Source organism: Pyrinomonas sp. (assembly GCF_040289685.1).
GTDB lineage: Bacteria > Acidobacteriota > Blastocatellia > Pyrinomonadales > Pyrinomonadaceae > Pyrinomonas.
In genome coordinates, this window is record NZ_PSLQ01000058.1 from 1 (window position 1) to 23,116 (window position 23,116).

Sequence of the window (23,116 nt, forward strand, 5' to 3'; positions counted from 1 at the left end):
TGATCGGGCCTTGAAAAGACGCGCCAGCTTCGACGATGATCTCGTCTCCATAACGGGCACTATCGATCGCTTTTTGTAAACTCTCCCCAAGTTTTACGGTGATCGTTTTCGGCAGTCTTTGATTGTTAGTTTCTTTCGGGACCTCTTTCTGCGTCGTGACGCGCCGCAGGCGTTCTTGCCATTCCGTTCCAAATAGGCCGAGAGCGATCAGCGCGGTCGCGAACAAGATCACCGAAGTTCTCATAATTTTGCTCCAATCGAGTCTCATGAGAGTTTACCACCCATTTCGCTCCGGCAACCACCCATGCGCAGCTTAAATTTTCGTTTCACGAGGAAAGCCATCGAAAAGCTAAACGAGCTGCGGACTGCAGTCGAAACGTCGCTTCGAAAATTCGTAAGTTATCTTCCATACTGCCAGCAGTAGTAAATGATCTTCACGTACTCCGCTGCGACGGCGCGCCAACCTCGCAGGCTGGCCCACCAAACGAGCGGCGATGGCGAAGGCTTCGCAGATGACACGATGGTCGCGCGCGTTCCGCAAGCAGCAAAGACCCGATTGAAGATCCAGCGCGCGCGCCTCGTATGATAAGCCGAGGTGACGACGAGAAGCGATCGCATCTTGCGTTCCATCGCGCGATCGCGCAACAACATCGCTTCTTCATACGTGCTCGACACTCTTTGCGGCAGAACTTCGATTCGCTCCTCAGGCACCCCTGCGCGATGCAAAGATTCGCGCGCGCGCTCAACGAAAAAGGGGTTTCGCTGCTCTTTGCTGGACCATCCTCCGCGCTGCCCGTCATCGGTCAAAAGCACGATCGGGGCGTATCCGGCGTGAAACAGTTGAGCGGCGTGCTTCGCGCGCTCATCGTAGGCGGCGGAACCGGCCAAAACGACCATCGCATCAGATGGTAAAGGGTCATCGCGCACGATCAGCGATCGAGCCATCGCCCACGCGATGAACCAGATGAACGCGAGCGCGGCGAAGATCAGCATCGCGCTTTTACTGCGATTAGCAATCGGTATCAACCATCGCCACAAAGCCGATGACATATCGCCATCACGTTCCTTTCGCGAATCGCCGACGGCTACCAACAGATCCCCTCATACCAATCGCGCGACTTCTTCTCTTCGAAGAGCCGGACCAGATCAATGACTTTCTGTCCGTCACGCCGTAACCTTTCGACTTCACGAAATTCCAGCGAACGGTTGCCGACGACGATGACCTCGGCTTCGTCGATCACTTCTTTCAAATCGCTGCGCATGAGCTTCGAGATGTGCGGGATCTCGCGCTCAATGTACTCTTTATTCGCCCCGAAAAGCCGTGCCAGCGATACATCTTTGTCGTAGATCGCAAGTTGCAACCCCTTGCCGATGAGCGTTTCGATCAGAGCGACCATGGGCGATTCCCGAAGATCGTCCGTGCCGGCTTTGAAGCTCATGCCGAGTATGCCGACGCGCTTTTTGCCGGTCCGCAAGACCATCTCGACAGCGCGTTCGACCTGCAAACGGTTGCTCGGCAGAATGGCCGATAAGACCGGCGCATCGACATCTAACTCTTTGGCCTTGTACATGATCGCGCGCAGATCCTTCGGCAAACACGAACCGCCGAAAGCGAAGCCCGGCTTCAAGTAGTAAGGCGAAAGATTGAGTTTCGTATCTTGGCAGAAGATCCCCATCACCTCATGGCTATCGATGCCAAGCGCTTTGCAGATGTTGCCGATCTCGTTGGCGAAACTCACCTTGAGCGCGTGAAAGCAGTTGCAGGCGTACTTGACCATCTCCGCTGATTTGATGCTCGTGACGAACAGCGGCGCTTCGATGCGCGCGTAAAGGCGACTGATCACGCGCGCCACTTCTTCATCGTCCGCTCCGATCAATGTGAAAGGCGGCGAGTAGAAATCTTTGAGCGACGAACCTTCGCGCAAGAACTCCGGATTAATGCAAACGCCGATGTCGCGTCCGACCTTCTTGCCCGAATAGATCTCCAAGGTCGGGACGACCACGCCTTCGATCGTTCCCGGCAACATCGTGCTGCGAATGACGACCGTGTGCGGACGCGACTTGTTTTCGAGCGCGCTTCCGATCTCCTCGCACACGCGCTTCACGAAAGCGAGGTTCAAACTGCCGTTTGCGGCGCTCGGCGTTCCGACGCAGACGAGCGAAACGTCGGAATTTCCGATCGCTTCTTTCGCTTCCGTCGTCGCGCGCAAGCGCCCGGCAGCGACCACTTCGGCGAGCAGCTCTTCCATTCCGGGTTCGACGATGGGGCTGCGACCGCTGTTGATGATTTCGACTTTGGTCGGATTGACATCGACGCCTACGACCTCATGCCCTTCCTTAGCGAAGCACGCTGCCGAGACACAACCGACGTAACCGAGCCCAAAAACGCTTAGTCTCATTTATCGATCCCCTTTAACCAAAAGTCTGTACAAAACCGAGCGGATGAGATTAGAATCTTCGACGGTTCTCTTTCCCCAGAGGCTAGCTTTCTTGCAGAGGAGAAAGATGATTCGTTCCATCGCGCTCACCGTTGCGCGTTACACACCGACACCGATCAAACAGATCGTTCACCGCCACCGCCATTTGGATCGGCTGACGCGGCGCATCTTTTCGCTACTGGCTCGCACCGATTCGGAGATCGCTTTCATCGAATCGGGACCGATGGCCGGATTGCGATTAGCCATCGGCGAACATACGTCCCACGCTCACATCAGCGGAACGTATGAACTCGACACCCAAATGGCGATCGCGAGGCTCGTCAGACCCGACTTCGTATGTTACGACATCGGCGCGAGCATCGGCTATCTCTCGCTGCTGATGGCCCACCGCGCGCGCCAAGTTTACGCTTTCGAGCCTGCGCCGCACGCCGCCGCCGAGATCGAGCGGCAAGCCGCCGTCAATGGGTTTTCAAACATCAGCGTCATTCGCCAGCCCGTCAGCGACGACGGACGTTTGGTGACCTTCGCCATTACGGACGTAGCTTATGGTTCAGCCATCGCTTATGGCGACACCAAGTGGCCCACCATTCAAGTCGAAACGCTGACGCTGGACAAGTTCATCGAAGATCATCCGGCGCCGGATTTCATCAAGATCGACGTCGAGGGCGAAGAGGGGCGCGTGCTCGCCGGAGCGCGCGAACTCCTCCGCCACAAACGCCCGATTATCTGCTGCGAAATCCATAACGAAAAGGCCGCACACGAGGTTCAACAGACGCTTTCACAGCACTCCTACGACATAACCGATCTGAGCGGCGTCCCCTTTCAATTAAAGGGCGCTATCATCCCCGGAGAATTTCAGATCATCGCCGCGCCACGCTGAACCTCACGCGCGATCATCCGCTGCGGACCGATCGCACCCGCCGCCCCAAGATCTTTTGCCTGATTCGCAGGTACGCATCCCCGCCGAACCTCTTCAATCCTTTCTTCAGATTCCAAAGCGCGTATTGACTCAAGCGCGGGAGTTGCTCCCCTTGTGCAATGCGCGCGACCGTTTGAGCCGCAGTCCGTCTTTGCACAGTGTAACGTCCTAACACCATGCAACCATTCACCGACCAAGTTCGCGTGACCGGCTCCGACGTGAAAAGGTACTCTATGCCTGCACCCGCAGCCTCTTCGGCGACGCGCCGCGAATACTGCCCTCCGGGGATGGAAGCCACCCGGACGCGCTCACCGATGATGCTGGAGAGTTCGCCGACGCTGCGCTTCCATTCCTCGCGCACCTTGAGCATCGGCAAGCTCGCCATGCGCAATGGATGCGAAGCCGAATGCGACCCGATGACGTGCCCCCGCTCATGAAGCCAACGTATCTCCCCGCGTTTAAGAAATGTCGAATGACCGATGAAATCCGTGGCGACGAGGAAGTGGCCGCGCCAGCCGCGTTCCTCCAACAAATCGGCGGCCAACAATGCACCGCGTCCGCCATCGTCGAATGTCAACAGAACAGGCTCTGCCCCACGCTGAAGATCCTCTATGTGTAGAACATCCGTCACCCCATCGGCCAACGCGCCCGCCAACGCACAGAGATGAGCCTCGAAATCCTCTCGCGTCACTTTGTAGAGATCGGCATCGGCCCCGGGGAAGCCGCTTGCGTCAAACGGTTCGCCTTCCCCTAGGACGTCGTGATACATGATCGACACTGCGCGCATTTCGATCTGAAACCGTCTCCGAGATCGCTCTTCCTAGCCCGGCGTTCGCGGACTTCAAACGCTCCTTCTCTTCGCTTGGCGCTTGATGCGCAAGTAATGGCTCAGCCAAGGTTGCCCCCAAGCCGCCGATTCCCGACCCTGGATATCCAACGGGATGGCTTCTCCCCGATGAATCTCGAGCAGCCTATCGCGAATCGCTGGCAGGTTATCCAACACGACGCGATGTTGAATGACGATGTGAGATTCGCGCGCAGCGTCGTAGTCGCATCCGTAATACCCGTAGATCGGGCCGGTATCCACGCCTTTGTCAATGCGCAGAAGCGTCATCCCGACTTTGTCCGCATCGCCATTGGCCAGCGCCCAAAAACATCCGTGGGCATTGCGATATTCCGGACAAATCCCCGGGTGCATGACGAAAGTCCCGTGGCGAGGGATGGAGAAGATGTTCTCTTTGAGCAGTGTCTTGCAACGCGCGATCATGATGTCGGGCGCTCGGTCGCGTATGAACCGCTCCGCCTCCGAGGAGTTAGGGCTGTGCGTGACAAGGGTCGGAGCTTTCGGGAGGACCGGATATCGATCGCGCAAGCTCTGCAAGCGTCGCTCTTCCCAAGCGCGATCGCGGGCGGAGATGAAGATTTTGTAGTACGCGCGAAAAGCCAACACATCCAAGAAGCGCACAGGCCCAACGCGCTTCAACTCGCGCTTTATGCGCCGCCACATTCGCTGCGGCCTCTCGCGCAGCACGATGATCCCGACCAGTTCGGAGAACGAAGCGAGCCAGCGCGCCAAGCCTTCTCTATCCAGTTCCGCTCCTTCGTGACAGATGAGGAGCGTCTTCGGCGAATCCTTCGCGTTTGGGTTCTCGTTCATCCCGCTTCGATGCCAAACGATTTGCTTAAACGATTGGAGCTCGAAATTCGTGCGCTCGCGCACCGTTGAATTTGAGACGCGCGGCCTCTTCGCAGATCGCGGCGAAGCGTGCGGCGACGCGCTCCCAGCCGAAATTTTCCCTCACCGTTTTAGCCGCTCTCATGCCGAGTTCGCGCGCCATCGCCCGATCTTCGAGCACGCGCACCACCGCGTCCGCGAAACTTTGCGGATCATCAGCTAAAAGCAACTCGACGCCATCGCGCACGGGTAACCCTTCAGCTCCAATGGTAGTTGAGATGACGGGTTTCTCCATCGCCATCGCTTCGTAGATCTTCAATCTCGTTCCGCCACCGATACGGATCGGAACCACGTATGCGGCGGCGCGCTCGATATACGGGCGCACATCATCCACGCGCCCCGTGACGATGATCGAAGGGTCGCGCGCGCTCAATTCGAGCAAGCTCGGAAACGGATTTCTTCCAACGACGGTCAAGCTAACCTGCGCGAAGCGCTCGCGTATGCGCGGCATCACCTCCGCGACGAAGAACTTGATCGCATCCTCGTTCGGCAACCAATCCATCGATCCAGTGAAGACCAAACCGAAGGGGTCGGGCGTCACCTCGCCGCTCGGACGAAAGTATTCGACATCGACTCCGGTCGGCACATCGAAGACGTTTTCGATCCCGTACTCGCGCTTCATCTGCTCGGCGTCCTCACGCGACACGGCGACGATGCAATCGAATCGGCGGCAGGCATCGCGCTCGAACCGCCGCGTCTTCCGCCACTGATCATGCAAATAGAGCCTTTTCGCCGGATTCTTCTGCAATTCATAGTGCCTCTTCCAAATCATCGCCTCAACATTGTGCTGGAAGAGGACCGAAGGGCGAGATATGTTCGCAGGGACGTTGACGCTCGGCATGAGGAAGTCACAAACCAACACATCGAAAGAGCTTGATCGCACTCTCTCTTCTATTTCTCGCCTCATCGCCGGAGAGACGTATTTCTGCATGAAGTAAGGCAAAGGCGAAAGCAAGTTTTTCGCCAAATCCACATAGAATCCCGCCGAGAACTTCGGCCTCGTGCGATGCGGGACGACGACGAGATCGTGACAATACTCGAAGGCTCGCGCGCGTGCGCTTTCGCCGCCTGAGCCATCATCGAGCGTAAGATACGTGATGCGGTGCTCGCCTTTGAGTTCGCGCAGCATATGATATGTGCGTATCTTGCCGCCCTTATCGACTGGATGAAGCAGTTCCGTTTTGAGCCATAGAATGTGCATTTCCGCAAAGCACGCTCATCGAACTTTGTTCAGGAAGCGCCGTGAGGATCTGTTTTTCAATGTGAGCCGAGCCGTCCATCGAATGCCAGCAAAGCTTGTAACGCGCGCTGTAGTCGCCCCCAAAACCCCGTCAATGCCTCGCTCGTAAGTATCAAGCACAGCTTCTCTCAACCTCCTCTACCGCCCCTCCCGCAAAACCGCTATCTTCAACCGCTGCCCATCGCGGCGCCGAACCTCAAGCGCACTTGGCGTCACACTAGATCAACACTTCCATCGTGCGAATTGTGACGCACGTTGATCTCAACCGCAATATCCGGCGGCGGATCTTCCTCAAAGTCCATTTGCATGTGCGTCCCCAACTAGCCAGCTCGCTGCGCGTAGAAACACGCGTCCAGTCCAAATCCCGTGCGCGCTGCTGATTCGGAGGAAAGCAAATCAACGCGCTTTTTGAGATTTAAGACGGTTGAAAGCTTTTCCATAAACTTCGCGTGCTTTTCTTATTCTGCGCTGAGCGCCATCGCCTCGATCGGAATGCGCCGATCTATTTTGACCTCTTCTCCGTCGAAGAACCGACGCTGCCAAATCTCGAAATTGACCAACGCCCACAACCTCTCCTCGTGATTCGCGCCCGCCGCATGTTCGGCGACCAAACGCCGGACAAAATCGGGCGCGAACAAACCGCGACCAAGCGCGCGTTCGCTCAGAACGTACTCATCAACGATGTGACGGAAGGAGGCGCGTAACCATCGCCCTACGGGCACAGGGAACCCCATCTTGCGACGCGACAGGATCTCTTCCGGCAAGATGCCTTTCATGCTTCGACGCAAAACGTACTTCGTCGTCCAGCCGCGCAACTTCAAGCGCTCAGGCAATCGCGCAGTGAATTCGACCAGCAAGTAATCGAGAAACGGCACGCGGCTTTCGATCGACGCGGCCATGCTCATCTGATCCTGCTTCATTAACAACTCATGAAGATAGGTTTTGATATCGGCGTAGAGCAGCCGATGGAGCAAACTTTCCGCTTTGGTCTCTGCGAGAAGGCGCCGGATCTCCGAATAGGGATCGAGCGTACCGATCGCTTCTTTGGTTGGCTCGGCGAGCAACTCGCTTTGCATCGCGCGCGGGAAGACGGCGAAGTTATCGAAGTATATGGACTCGATCTCAGCCGGAAGGCAGAGGAAGGTGCGCGCAAGCTTCTGCCGCGTTCTGGAACGAACCGGCAAACTTTCAACGCGACGTTTGATTGCCTCGCGCAAGAACTTAGGCACGGAGCGATGATAGCGCCGGGCCAGCGCCAGGTTGGCGACCGTTTTGCGATAGCGACCGTAACCGGCAAGCAGTTCATCGCTCCCTTCGCCCGTCAAAACGACTTTGACGTGTTGCTCGGCGAGCGCGGAGACGAAGTAGAGCGCGATGCTGCTCGGATGCGCGATCGGCTCATCCTCGTGCCAGATCAGATCAGGCAGAGCGGCGAAGAACTGTTCGGGCGCGACGATGACCTCGTGGTGATCTGTTTTGAACCTTTCGGCGATAAGGCGCGCGTAATGAAGCTCGTTCGCTTCGCGTTCCTTGAAGGCGACGGAAAAGGTCTTGATCGGCTCATCCACCATCTCGCTCATCACGGCGGCGATGGCCGAAGAATCGATGCCGCCCGAAAGGAACATGCCGAGCGGCACATCGGCCATCAAACGAAGGCGCACGGATGTGCGAAAAAGCTCCGCCCACTCCGCGATCAAGTCTTCATCCTTGCGCCGTGCGAGATCTTCGCACGGCGCGAAATCGACCTCCCAGTACTTTTGAGTTTCGATCCTGCCGTCGCGCCACAGAAGCGTGTGACCTGGAAGCAATCTCCTCACGCCGCGGAAAAGCGTTTCTTCGCCCGAAGGCGCGTGATTGGCGAGGTAATCCGGAAGCGCAGCGAAGTTGATCTCCGGTTTCACCAACCCCGATTCGAAGAGCGATTTGATCTCCGAAGCGAACGCCAACGAACCGTCGTCCGCGCAAAAGTAGTAGAGCGGCTTGACGCCCAACCGGTCGCGCGCGAGAAACAACTCCCGCTTGTTCCTATCCCAGATAGCGAAAGCGAACATGCCGCGCAAGAAGCGCACGCAATCCGCGCCATGCTCCTCGTAAAGGTGGATGATCGTCTCCGTGTCGCAGCGCGTTCGATAGCGATGCCCGCGCGCTTCGAGTTCCACGCGATAATCCGCGTGGTTGTACACTTCGCCGTTGTAAACGATCTGCAACGAACCGTCCTCGTTCGCCATCGGCTGATGGCCCGCAGCGACATCGACGATGCTCAACCGACGATGTCCGAGTCCGACGCCCTCTTCGATGAACAGACCGGAATCGTCCGGCCCACGATGCCTGAGCACGTCGCGCATGCGCACGAGCGCCGCTTCGTTCACGCGCCGCGCCGCGCGCTTCGGGAAGACTACTCCACAAATGCCACACATCTTCTGCTTACCATGCCTGCTTCACTCAACTTATGTTTCATCCGGCGGTGCTGCGACGATCGGCGGCAAACATGGACGAGGATGGCAATGCCCCCTCTTCATTCGGTGACCAGTTGGCGAGAACTTTTAACTTCGGCTTGCTGCCGGAAATCGAATGTTTGAAACCGGGAGCCTGACAACCTGAATCTTTCTTCACCGATCGCCAGTTCGCTCCCTCCAATCAGCACCGCCTCCCATAGATCTTCTCCTGCAAACCGCAGCCAAGCCCAACGGCAATCGGTCTTTATTCTCCTCCCTCCGATTGAAACTTTCAACCGCTCGCCGTTTCCGATCAGTAAAAGGTCGCGGTTCGGATCGCAGATGATTTCAAAGGCGCGGCCTTCATCAGCTTTCGCTTCACGGACGATGGGATGCTCTCCTGTTCGCGGCAGGAGAAAGGTCACAAGCTCTGCCCCATCGCGAACGCGCGCTTCAAACCGCGCCGTTTTCGCCCGTTCGCGCGCGCCATAACAACGCGATACCCAATCATCTTCGCACCGCAGCTCGCCTTGAGCGCCGAAAATGAAGATTTCGATCCCCGCGCGCGCGTTCTCGCGAACGACAAACGCATCTGCTTCACGCCCTACGGAAGGCGAGGCGTCCGGAACGAAGTGGAAATGAAGCGCGCAGAGATGTTCACCCGCAGCCCTCACCTGATCGCGCACGATCCAATAGTCGCCTTTGAGAAAGAGCACGCTTCGCTGATAGCGCGCGCCGACCGAAACGTAACCATCGTGCTCGCCCTCGAAAAGATCGAACCTCTGATCGCTGATCCACTCAATGGCGCGCGATTGAGCGATCCGCTTCCATGTGAACGGCCCATCCGGCTCCGAAGCTGATAGCCCGTCGATGGTGAGCGTGTTGTGCATTGCGGAAGAGCGGAAGCGTCGGCGCTCTTGGGCGGAGCCGGTGTAAGTGTAAGTTCCCGGATCGACCAGAAGGGTGCGCCCGCGCGCCGCGAGATCGAAAGCGAGCGCATCCGAATGAGCGTGACCGCAATTGAGAACGCCGTGCGGTCCACAATCCATGAGCATGTAATTCGCGTCTTGCGTCCATCCATCGCGCAAGACGTAGTAACCGCCTGCGGTGAAAGCTCGCGAAGTCCCCTTCGGGGCGTGCGATGTCAGACGATCAAAGGCTCTGATTCCTTCCGGACCGAATAACCACAGTGTCTCTTCCGCCGCTTCGCCAGCGACGAACTTGTAATCGCCGCGCTCGAAGATCACGGCGCCGTTCGACAGCGCCGAGCGAAAATCGTCCGCCGCGCGCTCATCCAACATGACCAACCGCCCGCCATCATCATCGCCGAAGAGCGGCGTCGTCCCATCAGGCCGCGTGATAGCCATCAAATGGTCCAGCAACGCAGTCAACTTTTCATCTAAAACAGCCGGGACCTCTTCGCCGTTTCTCTTCTTGAGCAGCAGGAAGTGCGTGTAAAAGTCCGTCGTGTAGCGATGGTAATAGCTCGACTGTTCGAAATAGACTCCGTCGGGGCGCACGTGACGATCGAGTTCGCCCACCAATATCCTTTCGCCTTTTGCCTTCCATCGCGCAGCGCAGGAGAATTCGGGAAGCAGCAGGCCGAGATAGAACAGGCCCAAAGCTTCGCCCGTCAAGTGAGTGTTCGGACTGAAATAGGTCGAAAGATAGGTCTCGAGATGACGCCCGTGAACGTAGAGATACTTGAGCGCACGTGTGAAGACCTCCGGCGTCAACGACGGGGAATCTTTGAAAAAATGGAACGCCCACAACCACGAGATCGCACGGAAAGAGACCTCCAAGCTACTGGCCCAGTTGATGCCGACCTTGGGCGGATTCTCTTCCATCCATGAGCGAAGATGCGCGATGAAGGTTTGCGCGAAAAGTTCATCGCGAGTGAGCCAGTAGGCGCGCCCGAGCGTGCTGAAATATTGATGCCGATTGAGTTCCCAAGTGACCTTCTTGTCGCCTGAAACATCGGGATCGAGATAGTCTATCTTGCTCCAGTGAATCAGCGGAGCACGCTTGCCCGAAAGCGGCTCAAGATGCCAATCAACGGAAGGGCCAAATGATAATCGCTTGAAACCGAGCAAATCGAACTGGCCCTCAATTATCCTCTGAGCGCGTTCGATGATCGCCCTTTCGCTTCCGGGCCAGCGGCGGCGAAACTCGTCCACAGTCCCCGCAGGATCGTCGAACGCAGCGAAGAAGCGCGGTCCGCTGCGCGCGCGAAAAGAGACGAGCAGGTCATCGAGGGATCTGCACGAATTGCTGAACGAGCTGAGAAGCTCGGCGTCATCCGGCAAGCGCGTTTGTGCGGAGACGCCCGCCCGCTCGGCCAAAGCGGAAAGAGCTTGCGCCGAACGCACGTAAACTTCACGGGGCGTCATTTTCTTGAGCTTATTAATCTTTTCGCGCATCGTGAGCGAAAGTTCTTCGGTCAAGCTCATGAGATCAAGGGTGAAAGCAAGCTCCGCGCTGCATCCCGCTCCAGAAAGCCTATAGGGATCGTTCCCTTAGAATCGCATCATGCTCGGCACTGCGGTCAAGCGCCGATTCTGCAAGTGATCTTCGACTTCGCCGCTACAGTGGTTGAGAACGATCTTCTTGTCGTAAAGCTTCCCGACTAGAATTGCCGGAGCTGCCGAAAGCAGATAAGAGCAGTAAGCCGCAGAGAACGTATGAATGACATCATATTCTCGCGCACGCATCAGAAGCAGCGCCCAGCAATTCAAAGTCATGACCATGCTTCGCACCTATTCTATCTTCTGTTAAGAGCCGAAGAGCGCCCGGCAAGCGCGAATTATGCGGAACGAACCCGACCTCCATCGCAGGCTCCGTCTTGAGGCCACCCATCAAGCGCACAGCTTGTCGCGATTGGCCGCCCTTTATATCGAGGGATGGGACGACGATCAAGACCTTGATCGGTCGCGGCGGCATCTTTTCCTCGCGCTTAGGCACGTCCGTCACCCTCCGACTCACTTGAAGTCTCGAACGTCATCGCGCACAGCTCGCTGCGTCGCCTTTTGACGAAAGTTCGATGCAAGCAGGTCGCGATAAAGAGCTTCGACTTTACGTAATTGAACTTGCGCCGAGAAATTCTCCCGCACTCGCGTCCGTCCGCGCTCGCCCATCCTTCTGGCCCTTTCCGGCTCACGCAACAGCGCGATGATCCTTGCAGCCATCGTCGCGTCATCTCCGGGCGCCACCAAGTAACCAGTCTCACCTTCAACGATCGCCTCGCGCGCGCCGCCGACGTCCGTCGCCACGACGGGCTTGCCCGCAGCCATGTATTCGAGAATTGAATTTGAAAAACCCTCGGCTTTGGAACTCAGCACGCACACATCGGAGATGGCGAGCAGTTCGGCGACCCTTTCGCACCTTCCGAGAAAGAAAGCCCGTTCTCTCAATCCAAGCTCAGCGGCCTCACGTTTAAGTGCCTCCATCAACTCGCCCTCGCCAGCCAACGCGAAACCGACATCCGACACGGCCTCAGCTACGCGCCGCGCTGCGCGCAAGAAAGTTCGATGGTCTTTTACCTCGTTGCGCATGTTGGCGACGATGGTGACGAACCTTAAACCATCAGGCAGATTGAACGCGCGTAGCGTCTCTTCTCTCTCGAATCCGACGGGAGGCGCAACTCTCTCCAGATCCAACCAATTGTGTATCGTCACGATCTTCTCGGGGCGCACGCCTTCAGCGATCAGCCGATCGCACACCGCCTGCGCGTTCGCCACGATTGCATGTGCAAGGTTGAAAGCGCGCCGTTCCACCCACTTCTGTGTGGGAGTGCGGACCCCCTCGGTCTCCCTCTTCGCCGCAATGCGTACACGCACGCGAGCCATCGTCGCCGCCATCATGCCGAAGACGTTGGTGTAAAAGTCGAACGTCTGCACGACGTCTATTCTGTTCTTGCGCATGAATCTCGCCGCTCGATGTAGTTGCTTCAACATGTTCAAGCCGTAGAAGCTGTTCAGCTTGAACTCGGGCATTTCACCGAGTCCCAAGCGCTCGATCTCGGCGCGCAACACGCCGCGACCGTCGAGACATGCGACGCGCAAGTTGTAACGCCCGCTCTCGCACAGAAGCCGCGCAAGCTGCACCGCTTGGCGTTCTGAACCGCCCTGCTCGAAACTCCCGATGAGAAGCAGCACGTTTCTCTTCATCTGGACCGCGTATGCGCAGTTACAAGCTAAACCCTATCCTACCGCGGGCAGATCATCATCGATGCAATGGCTCGCGGCGGCTTCCTGACGTTCACGACGCAACCAAGACTCCAACATCATATCAAAGCCGGTTCGGCGCGCCTTCCTTTCGCGCGATCGTCTATCGGGCGAGCTGATGACGGTTGGCGATCTCTAGGTTCGGCGCGCTTTGACTTCGTGTCGCCCAATTGAGCTGGTCGAGGATCGGTTTGGCCCACCCCTCGAGCGGATCCCGCTCGCTATCGTCGGCTCTCGCCGGGGACCACCGACTGGTGCGGAGCGCTTGAAGCACGTTCGCCCCGCGCGCCCTCCCCATCCATGAACAAGCGTGCCCATTTCTCAAGCATGAACAGCGCCCATAACCGTGCGGAATGATCTCGGCGTCCGCTCTCATGCTCATCGAGCAGTGTTTGCACGTACTTCACCGAAAGATAACCACGCTGTCGCATGCGAGAAGACATGAGCGTATCGCGAATCTGTTCGCGCAACTGGGCGTTGATCCACTCATCGATCGGCACGCCGAATCCTTGTTTCGGACGGTGAAGTATTTCAGAAGGGACGATCCCTTCAACCGCGCGCTTGAAGATATATTTCAGCGTGCCCTTTCTGAACTTTAACTCCGGCGGAATTCGTCCGACGAATTCGATCAAACGATGGTCGAGCAGCGGTGCGCGCGCTTCCAGGGAGACCGCCATGCTCATCCGATCGACCTTCACGAGTATATCTCCGGGCAGATATGTCTTGCTGTCCAAATAGAGCAAACGATTGATGGAACCATCTGCGCGCACCCTCGCCGCGTGCTCTCGAAAGAGAAAGGTCGCGTCGGCCCCATCTTGCCGCAATCTCGCTTTGAAAGCGTCGCTGTAGAGCCCCTCTTTCGCCAGCGCTGTAAAGACTGAAACGTTATCGATGTATCGGTCCAAAGGATCGAGCGCGATGTGATACAGGTAATTCCGCCCCCAAGCTCCGTGAGGAAGGGCCCTGCTGAGAGGTTGCATCACACCGCGTCGCAATGAGCGCGGCAACCGCCCGAAGACCGCGCGTTTGCTATCGATCGCGTAGCGCGTGTAGCCAGCAAAAAGCTCATCACCGCCATCGCCCGACAATACAACCGTCACGTAATCACGCGCCATCTTTGAAACCATGTATGTCGGAATGGCCGATGAATCGGCGAAAGGTTCGTCGAAATGCCACACAAGATCATCGACTATCTGACAAACGCTCGGCGTGACGATGAATTCGTGGTGATCCGTCTCGAAATGCTTGGCGGCGAGGCGCGCGTATTTCAGCTCATTGTAACTGTCTTCGTTGAAGCCGATGGAGAACGTCTTGACAGGGCGCACGCCCGCAGAAGCCATTAAACCGACCACCGTGCTCGAATCGATTCCGCCTGAAAGGAAAGCTCCGAGCGGCACATCGGCGATCAATCGCACGCGCACCGCCTCTTCGAGATGCGCGCGAAGTTCTTCAATCCATTCCTCTTCGCTCCTCCCTTCAACGGGGCAATAATCGAAATCCCAGTACGGCGCGATTTCCACCTCGCCGTTGGCAAAGATCAAACGCTGGCCCGGCGGAAGCTTTTTGACTCGGCGGAAAATGCAAAGCGGATCCGGCACATAGCCGAAGGTCAAATACGCATCGAGGGCTGCAACATCGATTTCGCGGTCAACCTCCGGATGTTCCAGCAACGTTTTCAATTCCGAGCCGAAGACGAGCGTTTTTCGCGGCGTGAGCGCATAGTAGAGCGGCTTTTTGCCAACGCGATCGCGCGCGATGAAGAGTTGCTGCGCGCGCTCATCCCACAAAGCGAAGGCGAACATGCCACGAAAATGGTTCACACAAGACAAACCGTACTCTTCATAAGCATGCACGATCGCCTCCGTGTCCGAATTCGTGCGAAACCGGTGACCACGTTCTTCGAGCTCGCGTTTGATTTCGCGGTAATTATAGATCTCGCCGTTGAAGACCACCGCGATCGTTTCGTCTTCGTTGAAGATGGGCTGATGGCCGCCCGCAAGATCGATGACCGAAAGTCGCCGCATGCCAAGTGCCACGCGGTCGGTGACCAACACGCCCTGATCGTCTGGACCGCGATGCGTGATGACGCGACACATCCGATCGAGAGTCCGCAAAGCCTCAGCGCGATCAAACCCATTTAGATTGATGAACCCGGTGATGCCGCACATCCCATCAAACCTTGTCTTTAACTAGAAACGACTCGCCGCGACCGGACCTCGCGCCGCAGTTCCCCCTATCCGCTTGGCTCCGCCTCGTCGGCGACGTCGCCGTTGCGCTCCAGCCATTCGACGACCAGATGATCGCATCGTGCCAATCCGTCCAAGCGTCTTCCTTGTGTCGCCCGCAGTTTGACGCAAGCTTGCATATGGCCCCGCTAAATTTTAAGACATTTGAGATATCGCTGATAAATCGCTGATCGAAATAGCAGCGGAAGGTCTCGCCAAAAGCAGGAAGACTTCGATTCATTCGCCCCTGTTCCCAGCACACATTCAGGTGACCCTCGCCGTAATAAATGACGATGGGTAGTCATCTTCCAGCAACGCCAGCAGTTTTTTGCACGCGCGCTGATCATCGCTCGTCGCTACTATCCATGCACCTCTAGGATCTTGGCGAAAGCCATCGTTCAATCCCTTCGTAACGCTTGCACTCCTTGAGCGTTGAAAGACGGTGGATGCGCCGAGCCGTGCCGTCAACATCGCGGCGACGACGCGCGTACTACGGACTTTGCTTTGGAACCCGCATGTCCGGTTGCCTTTCGACGCCATGCGTGGTGTATCCGGCATCATCCGAAACGATCGCTAATTGTGATCCTAATTTTCAGAGGCTCTTCCGTTTGCGCCGACTTCAGCCCTCTCAACGATTAATCGCCTTGTCTGGCAGCGGCTGGAAGTCATGGTTGCGACTCCTTACCTGCTCCAACTACGAACGCGCTCCCGCTTCAGACGACAAACGAGCTGACCTCTCGGATCGTTTCCTTCAAACAAGGTCCTCGCGCAAGCGCTCACAAACACGCCGCGCCCTTTCGCCTACGCAGCGATCTTTCCGGCGACATCTGGTTCAACTTCGATAGTCTTCATGATACACGCTTGTTGATGCTACATGCCCTTTGAAAGGAAGCTTGCCTGAACAGCATCAAACCAGCCGAAGTTACCTTTCAAAGCGACTTCCGCAAAAGGCTCGCAAAGCTTCAGCAAAGAAGCTCCGATCGCCTGTTAGCGCGATGACCGAAGATGCTCTCGCGAAATACTCGTGCCCTACGATAGCGGTCACAAGTTACCGTCCCGTCTTCTCTGCGGCATCGCTTGGTAAGCTCCCGGTCCGTTTGCCAAGCAACGAACGCGCAAATCGCATCGCCTCGGTGACCGCTCCGTGTTTCCGCTGCGCGGCGTAATCGACCCGCCGTTGCTGAAAGAATCCCCAGCAAAAGCGCAACTGACATTCGTGCCAGAAAGCCTCCGGCTCATTACGAGCAAGCTTTTGTCGTAACCACCCGACCGCATGCCCTGCCGCTTGGCGATACAAGTGCGCGGGCACATCAAAGAGTCGCGCCGAGGACTTTTCGAAATCCCCATCGCGCATGATGGCGTATGACATGCCGTGCCCAGTGTGCCAGCGCCGATGATATCGCTTGGTCAAACGACCGGCGCCGACTTTGTGATAGAAGTAGATATGCGGCAGATAAATCCCCTTTCGACCCGATCGCCACAAACGCTGGAGTATCTCCAAATCCTCCGTCCCCCCGATCCGCCCCTTGGAAACGCTCAATCCCACTCTGTATCCGCCAACGGCCCGCACGTCCGCCGTACGAAAAGAGCAGGCGAGCAAACAGATCTGTCTGTTTTCGTCCACGTAAAAAGGCTCATCGCCGTAGTCGGCCATCGCAATCGCGGACCAGTGTCTGGGCGTCAACCATGCAGGCGGCGTAGCCTCCCAAAGAGGCAATACTTTGCCGCTCACGAAAGAGACCTCCGGATGAGCGCGAAAAGCCTCGAAGATCTTTCGCAACCAGTCGTTGGGCAAAATGAAGTCGTCATCCGCAATGGTGTAGATCTCTCCGCGAACGGCCTCTAACCCTCTATTTAAAGCATAAGACTTCCCTTGCCTCTCCTCGAAAAGGTAACGAACGTTTTCGTGACTTGCGCCGAACGATTCGACCACCCGTCGAGTATCATCCGTGGAGTTGTTGTCCACAACGATGATCTCGTAAGCGAAGGACCCAGCCGTCTCCTGCGCGACGGCGGTCTGCAACATCTCATGCAGATCTTGACTGCGATTGTACGTGCAAACAAGCAGCGTCGCATCGATCCGACGAGAAACGTTCGTATTGGAATTGGCATCGCGCCCCATACGATGAGTCCGGTCCTGAATCTTCCTTCATATGAGAATCAGCCCGCGAGAACGACTCTGCCCTATCGCACCCGTTTCAACCAAATGCTTTGAGCCGACGTCGGGATCATGCTCGAACTTGAATGTCTGAGGCACAAAGGCATCTCCTCCGCAAGGATCTCTCGGTGAAAACTTTCCAGAAAGGAGTTGAAAAAGACGATCTTAAATCTTTCGTTGTATTGCAGAAAAGCTCGCAAAATATAGGCTTCGTTCCAAGCCCGCCCCTGATACACCCATTCTTTTGGGTACTCAAACGGATAGAAAACGTCGTGGAAATGAACGTACACCCCCTCGCGAACGACGGGCAAGACTTCGAAGAAGATGCGGTTTACATCGCTGCCCGTCTTTGCGACGTGCGACGAATCGACGAAAAGTATGTCGTTCGCCTCCAGCGCGGAAAAGAGACGCAGATCGACATCTTGAAGCTTCCGGGCGATGACGCTCACTCCGTTCTTATCCTCTTCGCGCATCAGCGAATACAACAATTGTGGGTGCGGCTCGATGAAGGTGCATGAGATCGCATTTCCGAAGAACAGCTCGTTGACGTCGAGAAAAACGCACGAAGAGTACCCGGACCCGATCTCGATGATCTTCTTGGGACGCAAGCATCTGATCATGCAGTATAAAACTATCGCGTCGAAATAACTGAAGGCGCCGTTTTCGAAGAAGTAACGTCGCCCCTCGCTGCGCTCTACGGGAAAGGGCTGCTCGCCGTAATATCTCGTCAACTCTTTCAACAAAGCGAGCTGCCCGCTCTCATTCAGATCTATCCCGCCGAGTTCACGCGAATCTGTAGCGAAGATGACGCTTTCGTGCGAACGTATCTCTTCAATTGATGGGATGGGCGAATAAAAGTGCCCCGGCGGCTCCCAAAGCTCGTTCACGATGGCTCTTAACTCGTCTCTTTGAACGTAAGGTTTCCCGAGCACCGGCACCCTTTTGATCAGTTCCCGTAACCTTTCCTTCATCGGCGAACTCCCAAGCCGAATTCTAACTGAGATCTCTGATCGCCCCGAACAATCCCGCAAGATCGTAGCCGAATCATGGCGCAACGGGTCACAAGCAAATACGCGCTCAATGATTCGAGGCGATCCTTTGTTTCTAGGCATAAAACCGGTCAAATAGCTGCCGAGCAAACTCCTCTCCATTACAATCGAAAACAAAGACTCTAGGCAACCGGAATAGGTCCGTGCCTGCGTGTACTAGATCCGGGATCGCCGCGCAGGCGCAAACGAAGCCTGACCGTTTCGCTGCCTCCACCGTATTTTCATCGTGAGCGCCATATGGGTAAGCGAAACTACGTATGGGTTTCCCAAGCATGCTTTCGAGCTCTTCTTTGCTTCGTCGTATCTCTTCGTCTTGTGCCTCTACTGGCAGAGAGGGAAGAAAGGGATGCGTGATCGTATGGGCGCCGATGTCGATCAACCCGCTTTCGTCCAGCGAAACCAGCTCTTCCGCTGAGAGGAAACGGCGTTGATCCCTCGAAACGTGAGCTTTCTCGCCCACTCAAGCGCGCAGAAGATTCATGACATTCGTTCGCTCTTCCGTTGAAAGCTTTCGCAAAATCCCGTAAAGCTCAAGGTATAACGCGTGGCGAAGGGTGGGTGGCGCTTCCGTCCAGGCGTTCCAGGAACGGAATTGCGCATGATCACCGTCGCAAGACTCTATTCTCCGTTCGTAGATGCCACCACAAATCTCCAGCCTCAGCGTGGGAGGCAAGCTCTTTGGTTGGAGCAGCAGCTTCTCCAATTCATCCCACCAAGCCTCGCCGCTCTGTCCGATGAAGCCGCTGATGACGAAGACGGTCGCAGGAACATCGTACCTTTCGAGCAAGGGCTTTGCTTGAATGAGGTTATCGCGGTAGCCGTCGTCGAAGGTGATGACCACGCACTGTCGTTTGAGCCGTCCTCGTTGCAGGTCAGAGATGATTTGCCTCAAGGAGGCCGTCCGGTAAAAACGCCGTAGTACCTCAAGATGCTCTTTGAAGTGAGATGGGGAAACAGACAGCTTCCACGGATCCCCTCCTGAGTCGCCTATCCGATGGTAAACGAGGATCAGAGCTTGCCTTTTGAACCTGAGTTCAAAGCGCTTTGCGGATCTTTTTAATCCGCGCCACACGTTTGTCATCCTCACGGCAACCTTTCGAAAGGGAGGCCAGCGCTTGATTCGGCGCGGCGAATTACCGTCAACGTAGATTAACGAAAATGGCTGTTGGGTGTTCTCATAGATGCTTTGGAGAGAAGTCTCAGCCCGACAGAAGCATTCACGCGGCACAACGATGATATCTGCAAGCGAATCGTTCATTTGACGCCTTCGTTCCCCAATTCTAGGCCAAGGTTAACCACATGTTATGATTGCGTTTCGACTGCTGTTCACCTCTTACGGTGATCATCCCCGTATAAAGTCAACGAACTGACCCGGAGCACAACGCAAAAGATCGAGGATCATATGCAGTGAGCTTGGATGAAAGCCTTTTTTCCTGATATCCTCCTTTATCTTAAGCACGCACAGTCCACCGTAGTATCGGCGGCACAGATCCAATCCGCGCTCCCAAGCATCCCTCAAACCGGAATCGCCCTCAACATACCCTTTCTGAGAGTTCAGCGCCTTCGCGACCGCGCGAAGCATTCTCAACGGATCAGATGACATGCTCGCATGATGCACCCTATACTCTGCCACAACGCCATCGTGGTAACGGATAGGCCATCTTCTTGCGAGCCGCAGATAAAGCTCGTAATCTTCAGCCGGATTGAAGTCTGCATTGAAACCGCCAGCGACCTCAAGCGCCCGCCGACGAAACATGACGATCGCCGTATGCCATATCGGACAAGCGCATTCGAGTAAAAAGGAGTAGTAACTCTCTATGCCCTCAGATTGAAACTGCATGGGCGTTGGGATCGGCTGCCCGCTGGCATCAATGTACTGACACTTGCCAAAAACGAAGGCCAAATCGCCATCGGTCGCCATCGCTTTCAAACCCATTCTCAAAGCTTGTGGCAGCAATCTATCGTCGGCATCGAGAAAGACGATGTATTCTCCGCGACTAACTTCTAACCCGACATTGCGTGCCGCCGCAACCCCACGGTTCTCTTGCCTGATGAGCTTCACTGCGGAGTAACGGGATGCGACTTCCGCCGTTTCGTCTGGCGAGCCATCATCAACGACTATCACTTCAACGCGCGAATGCGCCTGCGCGAGCGTGCTTTCTATTGCCTCGCCCAAGTACCGAGACTGCCCATAGCAAGGGATGATGACCGATACTAGATCGCTCATGATCTTGCCCAACATTAAAAGTAAAAACTCAATCCGACGACCTTTCCAAATGCGACCGGAGTTCGCAGACGACGAAGAGCGGCGCAGAAACGTACCCACAACAGCATCGACATCATTAAAGCTCCGTCCAGCTAACCCTCGAACACGAAACACTCATCGCGCTCCATGATGTAATCGCCGTAGGTCGCCATCTTGAACTCAAGACAATCGGCTGGTCACTTTGATGCCTCATATCATCCTTTGCACCTTGAGCCTTTCGCTGCGTTCTCACTTGACTGCCCTGGCTGTAATCACCACTTGGTAATGCGGGTCCAGCGCATCCAACTCATCTTGTTCTAGCTCTACATCCGCCAGTCCGTAGAGGAAAGCCGTCGCTGCCAACACATTGCCGTACGTTTCGATCTGCAAGTCGGACGGATGGAAGAGTTCGCTGAAAAGCCGCTCTGCTGAAAAGGTCGTAAAGGACCAATACCAGCAGTTCTTCCAATCATGCCGATCTATTTGGCTAATCCCAGGGAAAGTGGCGAGCAGGACGCCGCCCGGTTTCAGAATACGATGCAGGGTTCGGATCGCTGCGCGCACATCGTAGATCAGGTGGAGCGTTTGCGTGAGGATAATGCAATCGAAAGCATCTGAAGGGAGATGGTCAGCTATGGCGAGATCTCCGACAAGCGTCGCCCGCGGATTGCCTTCCGAAACGTGCAACACATCGCTTGCAGTTACTTTCTCTTTGCCGAATCTCCTCGTATATGTGTCATCGCCGACCTCCAGGACGCGCCCTTTGACATCTGCGCTGTGCCGTTCGAGAAAGTTCTCGATGTAGTAGCGATCAATGGGGCGGCCACGACCGAAACCGAAGTTGCCGTCAATCGGCTCGATACGCCGCAAATCCCCGAAGCGAACATAGCCCAAGGGCGGCGTGTAATCCCTTCCGTACGGCAGATGCGCACTAACCCAACGCCTCGCCTTTACCGGCAGTATAGATCTGAATAGTCTTTTTGCGAGCGCTTCTGTGTAGGTGAACATAGAGTTCTTTATTTTCTCGCTATATCATCAACTTGGCGATCATCCAAAGCCGCGATCTTCAGCTTCGGCAGGATCGCGCGATTCTGTGCTCGACTGCTTCTAGAACCATGCCCTCGAGCTTAAGAGATGGATGCTACGGATACCCTGCATTCATCCGGTCAGTGCCGCTTCTGAAAACCAGCGACCGTGATCCATTCATAATACCAGCGAAGGTCAACGCCGTTATCTTTCGCTCACTTTTAGTTTAAAGCCAACGCGATGTTCCGTAAACATTTGCGCAATGAGCACTTCGTTTTGCGATACGAATGAGCCAAAAGGCCATGCGGATAATACCGCAACAACGTCAACCAATCTTTGGCCGCGAGAAAAAGCGCCTTGCTCCCGCGCGCTCGGAATCTAGAGCGCAAGTCTTCTATTAGACGCTCGCCGTAGAATTCGCGATACAGCCGGAGGCCTTCTTCGTAAGCCTCTTCGTACCGTGCATGTCCTTTGACGCAGGATTGCTGTGAGCGCAGCACTTTTATGGACGCTTGAAGCATTCTGCCGTAATCGCGTGAAAGAGATCGCTCATGTAAACGATATTCAGCCACTATCTCATCGTGACGACCGACCGGGAATGCTCGACAGATACGAAGATACAGTTCGTAATCTTCACAAACGGGAAGCGTCGGGAGGAAACCTCCGACCGACTCGAGAACTGCCCGTCGGTACATCACCGTTGCGCCCATACCGATGAAATTCCGGCGAAGCAGCGCCTCATAATAGTCTTCTATGCGCTCAACCCGAGCGTCAAAGTGTCGGACCGGATTTCCAGCCATATCTATATAGCGATAGCGGCCATGAACGAATGCCCACTCAGGTTGAGTCTGCAAGCTGCGCACGCCTAATTCAATGGCATTCGGCAGGAGGCGATCGTCTGCATCCAGGAAGTTAACGTATTCACCTTTGCTTTCTGCCAAACCTCTGTTCCGCGCCCTCGCCAGCCCTTGATTATCTTGTTTTATAAGTCTAACCATAGAGTATCTTGCAGCAACCTCGGAAGTGTTATCAGAAGAGCCGTCATCAACAACGATGACCTCTAGCGGTGAGTAGCTTTGCTTCAAGACGCTCTCAATAGCTTCACTCAAGAATCGGGCCTGATTGTAGCAGGGGATAATGATTGAGACTAGACTATTCATGTGGTTGCCCCTAAGATCACACCGTGAGATCTTCTGCGTTCTTTGAAAGCTCAGCAATAAGCCTCGTGAGCTGAGCGAGCCGAGCGCGAACCTTCAAACTTTAGAGGCTTGGCGAGGAAGTAGCTTGCTCAGTGATTATTGGCGAGGAAGCGGCTTGCTCAGTGATTATTAGTCAGGGACCTGCCCCGAACCCCGCTCGCTTTGAAACGATCAGAATATTACCTTCTGCACCGCACTCTTTGCAAGCCTTGTATCCGCTTTAA

Annotated in this window: 20 protein-coding genes; 1 reads left to right on the plus strand and 19 read right to left on the minus strand. The window is 55.8% G+C overall.

Annotated features, from left to right (window positions below; all coding sequences use genetic code 11):
- The 3 genes from C4334_RS11705 to C4334_RS11715 all read right to left on the minus strand — a co-directional run.
- Positions 1-244: hypothetical protein (locus tag C4334_RS11705; RefSeq protein ID WP_352432271.1), on the minus strand; the 244-nt coding region annotated here is incomplete at its 3' end.
- 155 nt (positions 245-399) lie between these two features.
- Positions 400-993, minus strand: a complete 594-nt coding sequence (locus tag C4334_RS11710; RefSeq protein WP_352432272.1) for a YdcF family protein — start codon at positions 991-993, stop codon at positions 400-402.
- 92 nt (positions 994-1,085) lie between these two features.
- Positions 1,086-2,399, minus strand: coding sequence for a nucleotide sugar dehydrogenase (locus tag C4334_RS11715; RefSeq protein WP_352432273.1), 1,314 nt, complete (start codon positions 2,397-2,399; stop codon positions 1,086-1,088).
- 106 nt (positions 2,400-2,505) lie between these two features.
- On the opposite strand from C4334_RS11715, the gene C4334_RS11720 reads away from it, so the two are divergent.
- Positions 2,506-3,318, plus strand: coding sequence for an FkbM family methyltransferase (locus C4334_RS11720; protein ID WP_352432274.1), 813 nt, complete (start codon positions 2,506-2,508; stop codon positions 3,316-3,318).
- A gap of 13 nt (positions 3,319-3,331) precedes the next feature.
- Here C4334_RS11720 and C4334_RS11725 read toward each other — a convergent pair whose 3' ends face one another.
- The 16 genes from C4334_RS11725 to C4334_RS11800 form a co-directional block, all read right to left on the minus strand.
- Entirely contained in the window at positions 3,332-4,144 is an 813-nt protein-coding gene (locus tag C4334_RS11725) for a polysaccharide deacetylase family protein (RefSeq protein ID WP_352432275.1), read from the minus strand.
- Positions 4,145-4,198: 54 nt separating this feature from the next.
- Positions 4,199-5,014: a formyltransferase family protein gene (locus tag C4334_RS11730; protein ID WP_352432276.1), complete on the minus strand. Its 816-nt coding sequence runs from the start codon at positions 5,012-5,014 to the stop codon at positions 4,199-4,201.
- A gap of 25 nt (positions 5,015-5,039) precedes the next feature.
- Positions 5,040-6,293: a glycosyltransferase gene (locus tag C4334_RS11735; protein ID WP_352432277.1), complete on the minus strand. Its 1,254-nt coding sequence runs from the start codon at positions 6,291-6,293 to the stop codon at positions 5,040-5,042.
- A gap of 497 nt (positions 6,294-6,790) precedes the next feature.
- Complete coding sequence (gene asnB, locus C4334_RS11740; RefSeq protein ID WP_352432278.1) at positions 6,791-8,749, minus strand: asparagine synthase (glutamine-hydrolyzing); 1,959 nt, start codon at positions 8,747-8,749, stop codon at positions 6,791-6,793.
- A gap of 98 nt (positions 8,750-8,847) precedes the next feature.
- Positions 8,848-11,157 (minus strand): heparinase II/III family protein, encoded by a 2,310-nt coding sequence (locus tag C4334_RS11745; RefSeq protein WP_352432279.1) that lies wholly within the window; start codon positions 11,155-11,157, stop codon positions 8,848-8,850.
- A gap of 126 nt (positions 11,158-11,283) precedes the next feature.
- Entirely contained in the window at positions 11,284-11,508 is a 225-nt protein-coding gene (locus C4334_RS11750) for a hypothetical protein (RefSeq protein ID WP_352432280.1), read from the minus strand.
- 237 nt (positions 11,509-11,745) lie between these two features.
- Entirely contained in the window at positions 11,746-12,933 is a 1,188-nt protein-coding gene (locus tag C4334_RS11755) for a glycosyltransferase (RefSeq protein ID WP_352432281.1), read from the minus strand.
- A 278-nt stretch (positions 12,934-13,211) separates the two neighbouring features.
- Positions 13,212-15,158, minus strand: coding sequence for an asparagine synthase (glutamine-hydrolyzing) (gene asnB / locus C4334_RS11760; protein ID WP_352432282.1), 1,947 nt, complete (start codon positions 15,156-15,158; stop codon positions 13,212-13,214).
- A gap of 65 nt (positions 15,159-15,223) precedes the next feature.
- Positions 15,224-15,355 (minus strand): hypothetical protein, encoded by a 132-nt coding sequence (locus C4334_RS11765; protein WP_352432283.1) that lies wholly within the window; start codon positions 15,353-15,355, stop codon positions 15,224-15,226.
- Positions 15,356-16,263: 908 nt separating this feature from the next.
- Positions 16,264-17,337 (minus strand): glycosyltransferase family 2 protein, encoded by a 1,074-nt coding sequence (locus C4334_RS11770; RefSeq protein ID WP_352432284.1) that lies wholly within the window; start codon positions 17,335-17,337, stop codon positions 16,264-16,266.
- A 62-nt stretch (positions 17,338-17,399) separates the two neighbouring features.
- Positions 17,400-18,344: a class I SAM-dependent methyltransferase gene (locus C4334_RS11775; protein WP_352432285.1), complete on the minus strand. Its 945-nt coding sequence runs from the start codon at positions 18,342-18,344 to the stop codon at positions 17,400-17,402.
- Positions 18,345-18,477: 133 nt separating this feature from the next.
- Positions 18,478-18,882, minus strand: a complete 405-nt coding sequence (locus tag C4334_RS11780; RefSeq protein ID WP_352432286.1) for a polysaccharide deacetylase family protein — start codon at positions 18,880-18,882, stop codon at positions 18,478-18,480.
- Positions 18,883-19,680, minus strand: a complete 798-nt coding sequence (locus C4334_RS11785) for a polysaccharide deacetylase family protein (protein ID WP_352432287.1) — start codon at positions 19,678-19,680, stop codon at positions 18,883-18,885.
- A gap of 84 nt (positions 19,681-19,764) precedes the next feature.
- Positions 19,765-20,802, minus strand: coding sequence for a glycosyltransferase (locus C4334_RS11790; RefSeq protein WP_352432288.1), 1,038 nt, complete (start codon positions 20,800-20,802; stop codon positions 19,765-19,767).
- Positions 20,803-20,916: 114 nt separating this feature from the next.
- Positions 20,917-21,675, minus strand: a complete 759-nt coding sequence (locus C4334_RS11795) for a class I SAM-dependent methyltransferase (RefSeq protein ID WP_352432289.1) — start codon at positions 21,673-21,675, stop codon at positions 20,917-20,919.
- Between the two features lie 239 nt (positions 21,676-21,914).
- Positions 21,915-22,853: a glycosyltransferase gene (locus C4334_RS11800; RefSeq protein WP_352432290.1), complete on the minus strand. Its 939-nt coding sequence runs from the start codon at positions 22,851-22,853 to the stop codon at positions 21,915-21,917.
- Between the last annotated feature and the right edge of the window lie 263 nt (positions 22,854-23,116).

Coding starts and splice junctions, on each gene's coding strand:
- C4334_RS11710 (WP_352432272.1), bottom strand. CDS start 993: ATGCTGATCTTCGCCGCGCTCGCGTTCATCTGGTTCATCGCGTGGGCG.
- C4334_RS11715 (WP_352432273.1), bottom strand. CDS start 2,399: ATGAGACTAAGCGTTTTTGGGCTCGGTTACGTCGGTTGTGTCTCGGCA.
- C4334_RS11720 (WP_352432274.1), top strand. CDS start 2,506: ATGATTCGTTCCATCGCGCTCACCGTTGCGCGTTACACACCGACACCG.
- C4334_RS11725 (WP_352432275.1), bottom strand. CDS start 4,144: ATGCGCGCAGTGTCGATCATGTATCACGACGTCCTAGGGGAAGGCGAA.
- C4334_RS11730 (WP_352432276.1), bottom strand. CDS start 5,014: ATGAACGAGAACCCAAACGCGAAGGATTCGCCGAAGACGCTCCTCATC.
- C4334_RS11735 (WP_352432277.1), bottom strand. CDS start 6,293: ATGCACATTCTATGGCTCAAAACGGAACTGCTTCATCCAGTCGATAAG.
- asnB (WP_352432278.1), bottom strand. CDS start 8,749: ATGTGTGGCATTTGTGGAGTAGTCTTCCCGAAGCGCGCGGCGCGGCGC.
- C4334_RS11745 (WP_352432279.1), bottom strand. CDS start 11,157: ATGACGCCCCGTGAAGTTTACGTGCGTTCGGCGCAAGCTCTTTCCGCT.
- C4334_RS11750 (WP_352432280.1), bottom strand. CDS start 11,508: ATGACTTTGAATTGCTGGGCGCTGCTTCTGATGCGTGCGCGAGAATAT.
- C4334_RS11755 (WP_352432281.1), bottom strand. CDS start 12,933: ATGAAGAGAAACGTGCTGCTTCTCATCGGGAGTTTCGAGCAGGGCGGT.
- asnB (WP_352432282.1), bottom strand. CDS start 15,158: ATGTGCGGCATCACCGGGTTCATCAATCTAAATGGGTTTGATCGCGCT.
- C4334_RS11765 (WP_352432283.1), bottom strand. CDS start 15,355: ATGCAAGCTTGCGTCAAACTGCGGGCGACACAAGGAAGACGCTTGGAC.
- C4334_RS11770 (WP_352432284.1), bottom strand. CDS start 17,337: ATGGGGCGCGATGCCAATTCCAATACGAACGTTTCTCGTCGGATCGAT.
- C4334_RS11775 (WP_352432285.1), bottom strand. CDS start 18,344: ATGAAGGAAAGGTTACGGGAACTGATCAAAAGGGTGCCGGTGCTCGGG.
- C4334_RS11785 (WP_352432287.1), bottom strand. CDS start 19,680: ATGAACGATTCGCTTGCAGATATCATCGTTGTGCCGCGTGAATGCTTC.
- C4334_RS11795 (WP_352432289.1), bottom strand. CDS start 21,675: ATGTTCACCTACACAGAAGCGCTCGCAAAAAGACTATTCAGATCTATA.
- C4334_RS11800 (WP_352432290.1), bottom strand. CDS start 22,853: ATGAATAGTCTAGTCTCAATCATTATCCCCTGCTACAATCAGGCCCGA.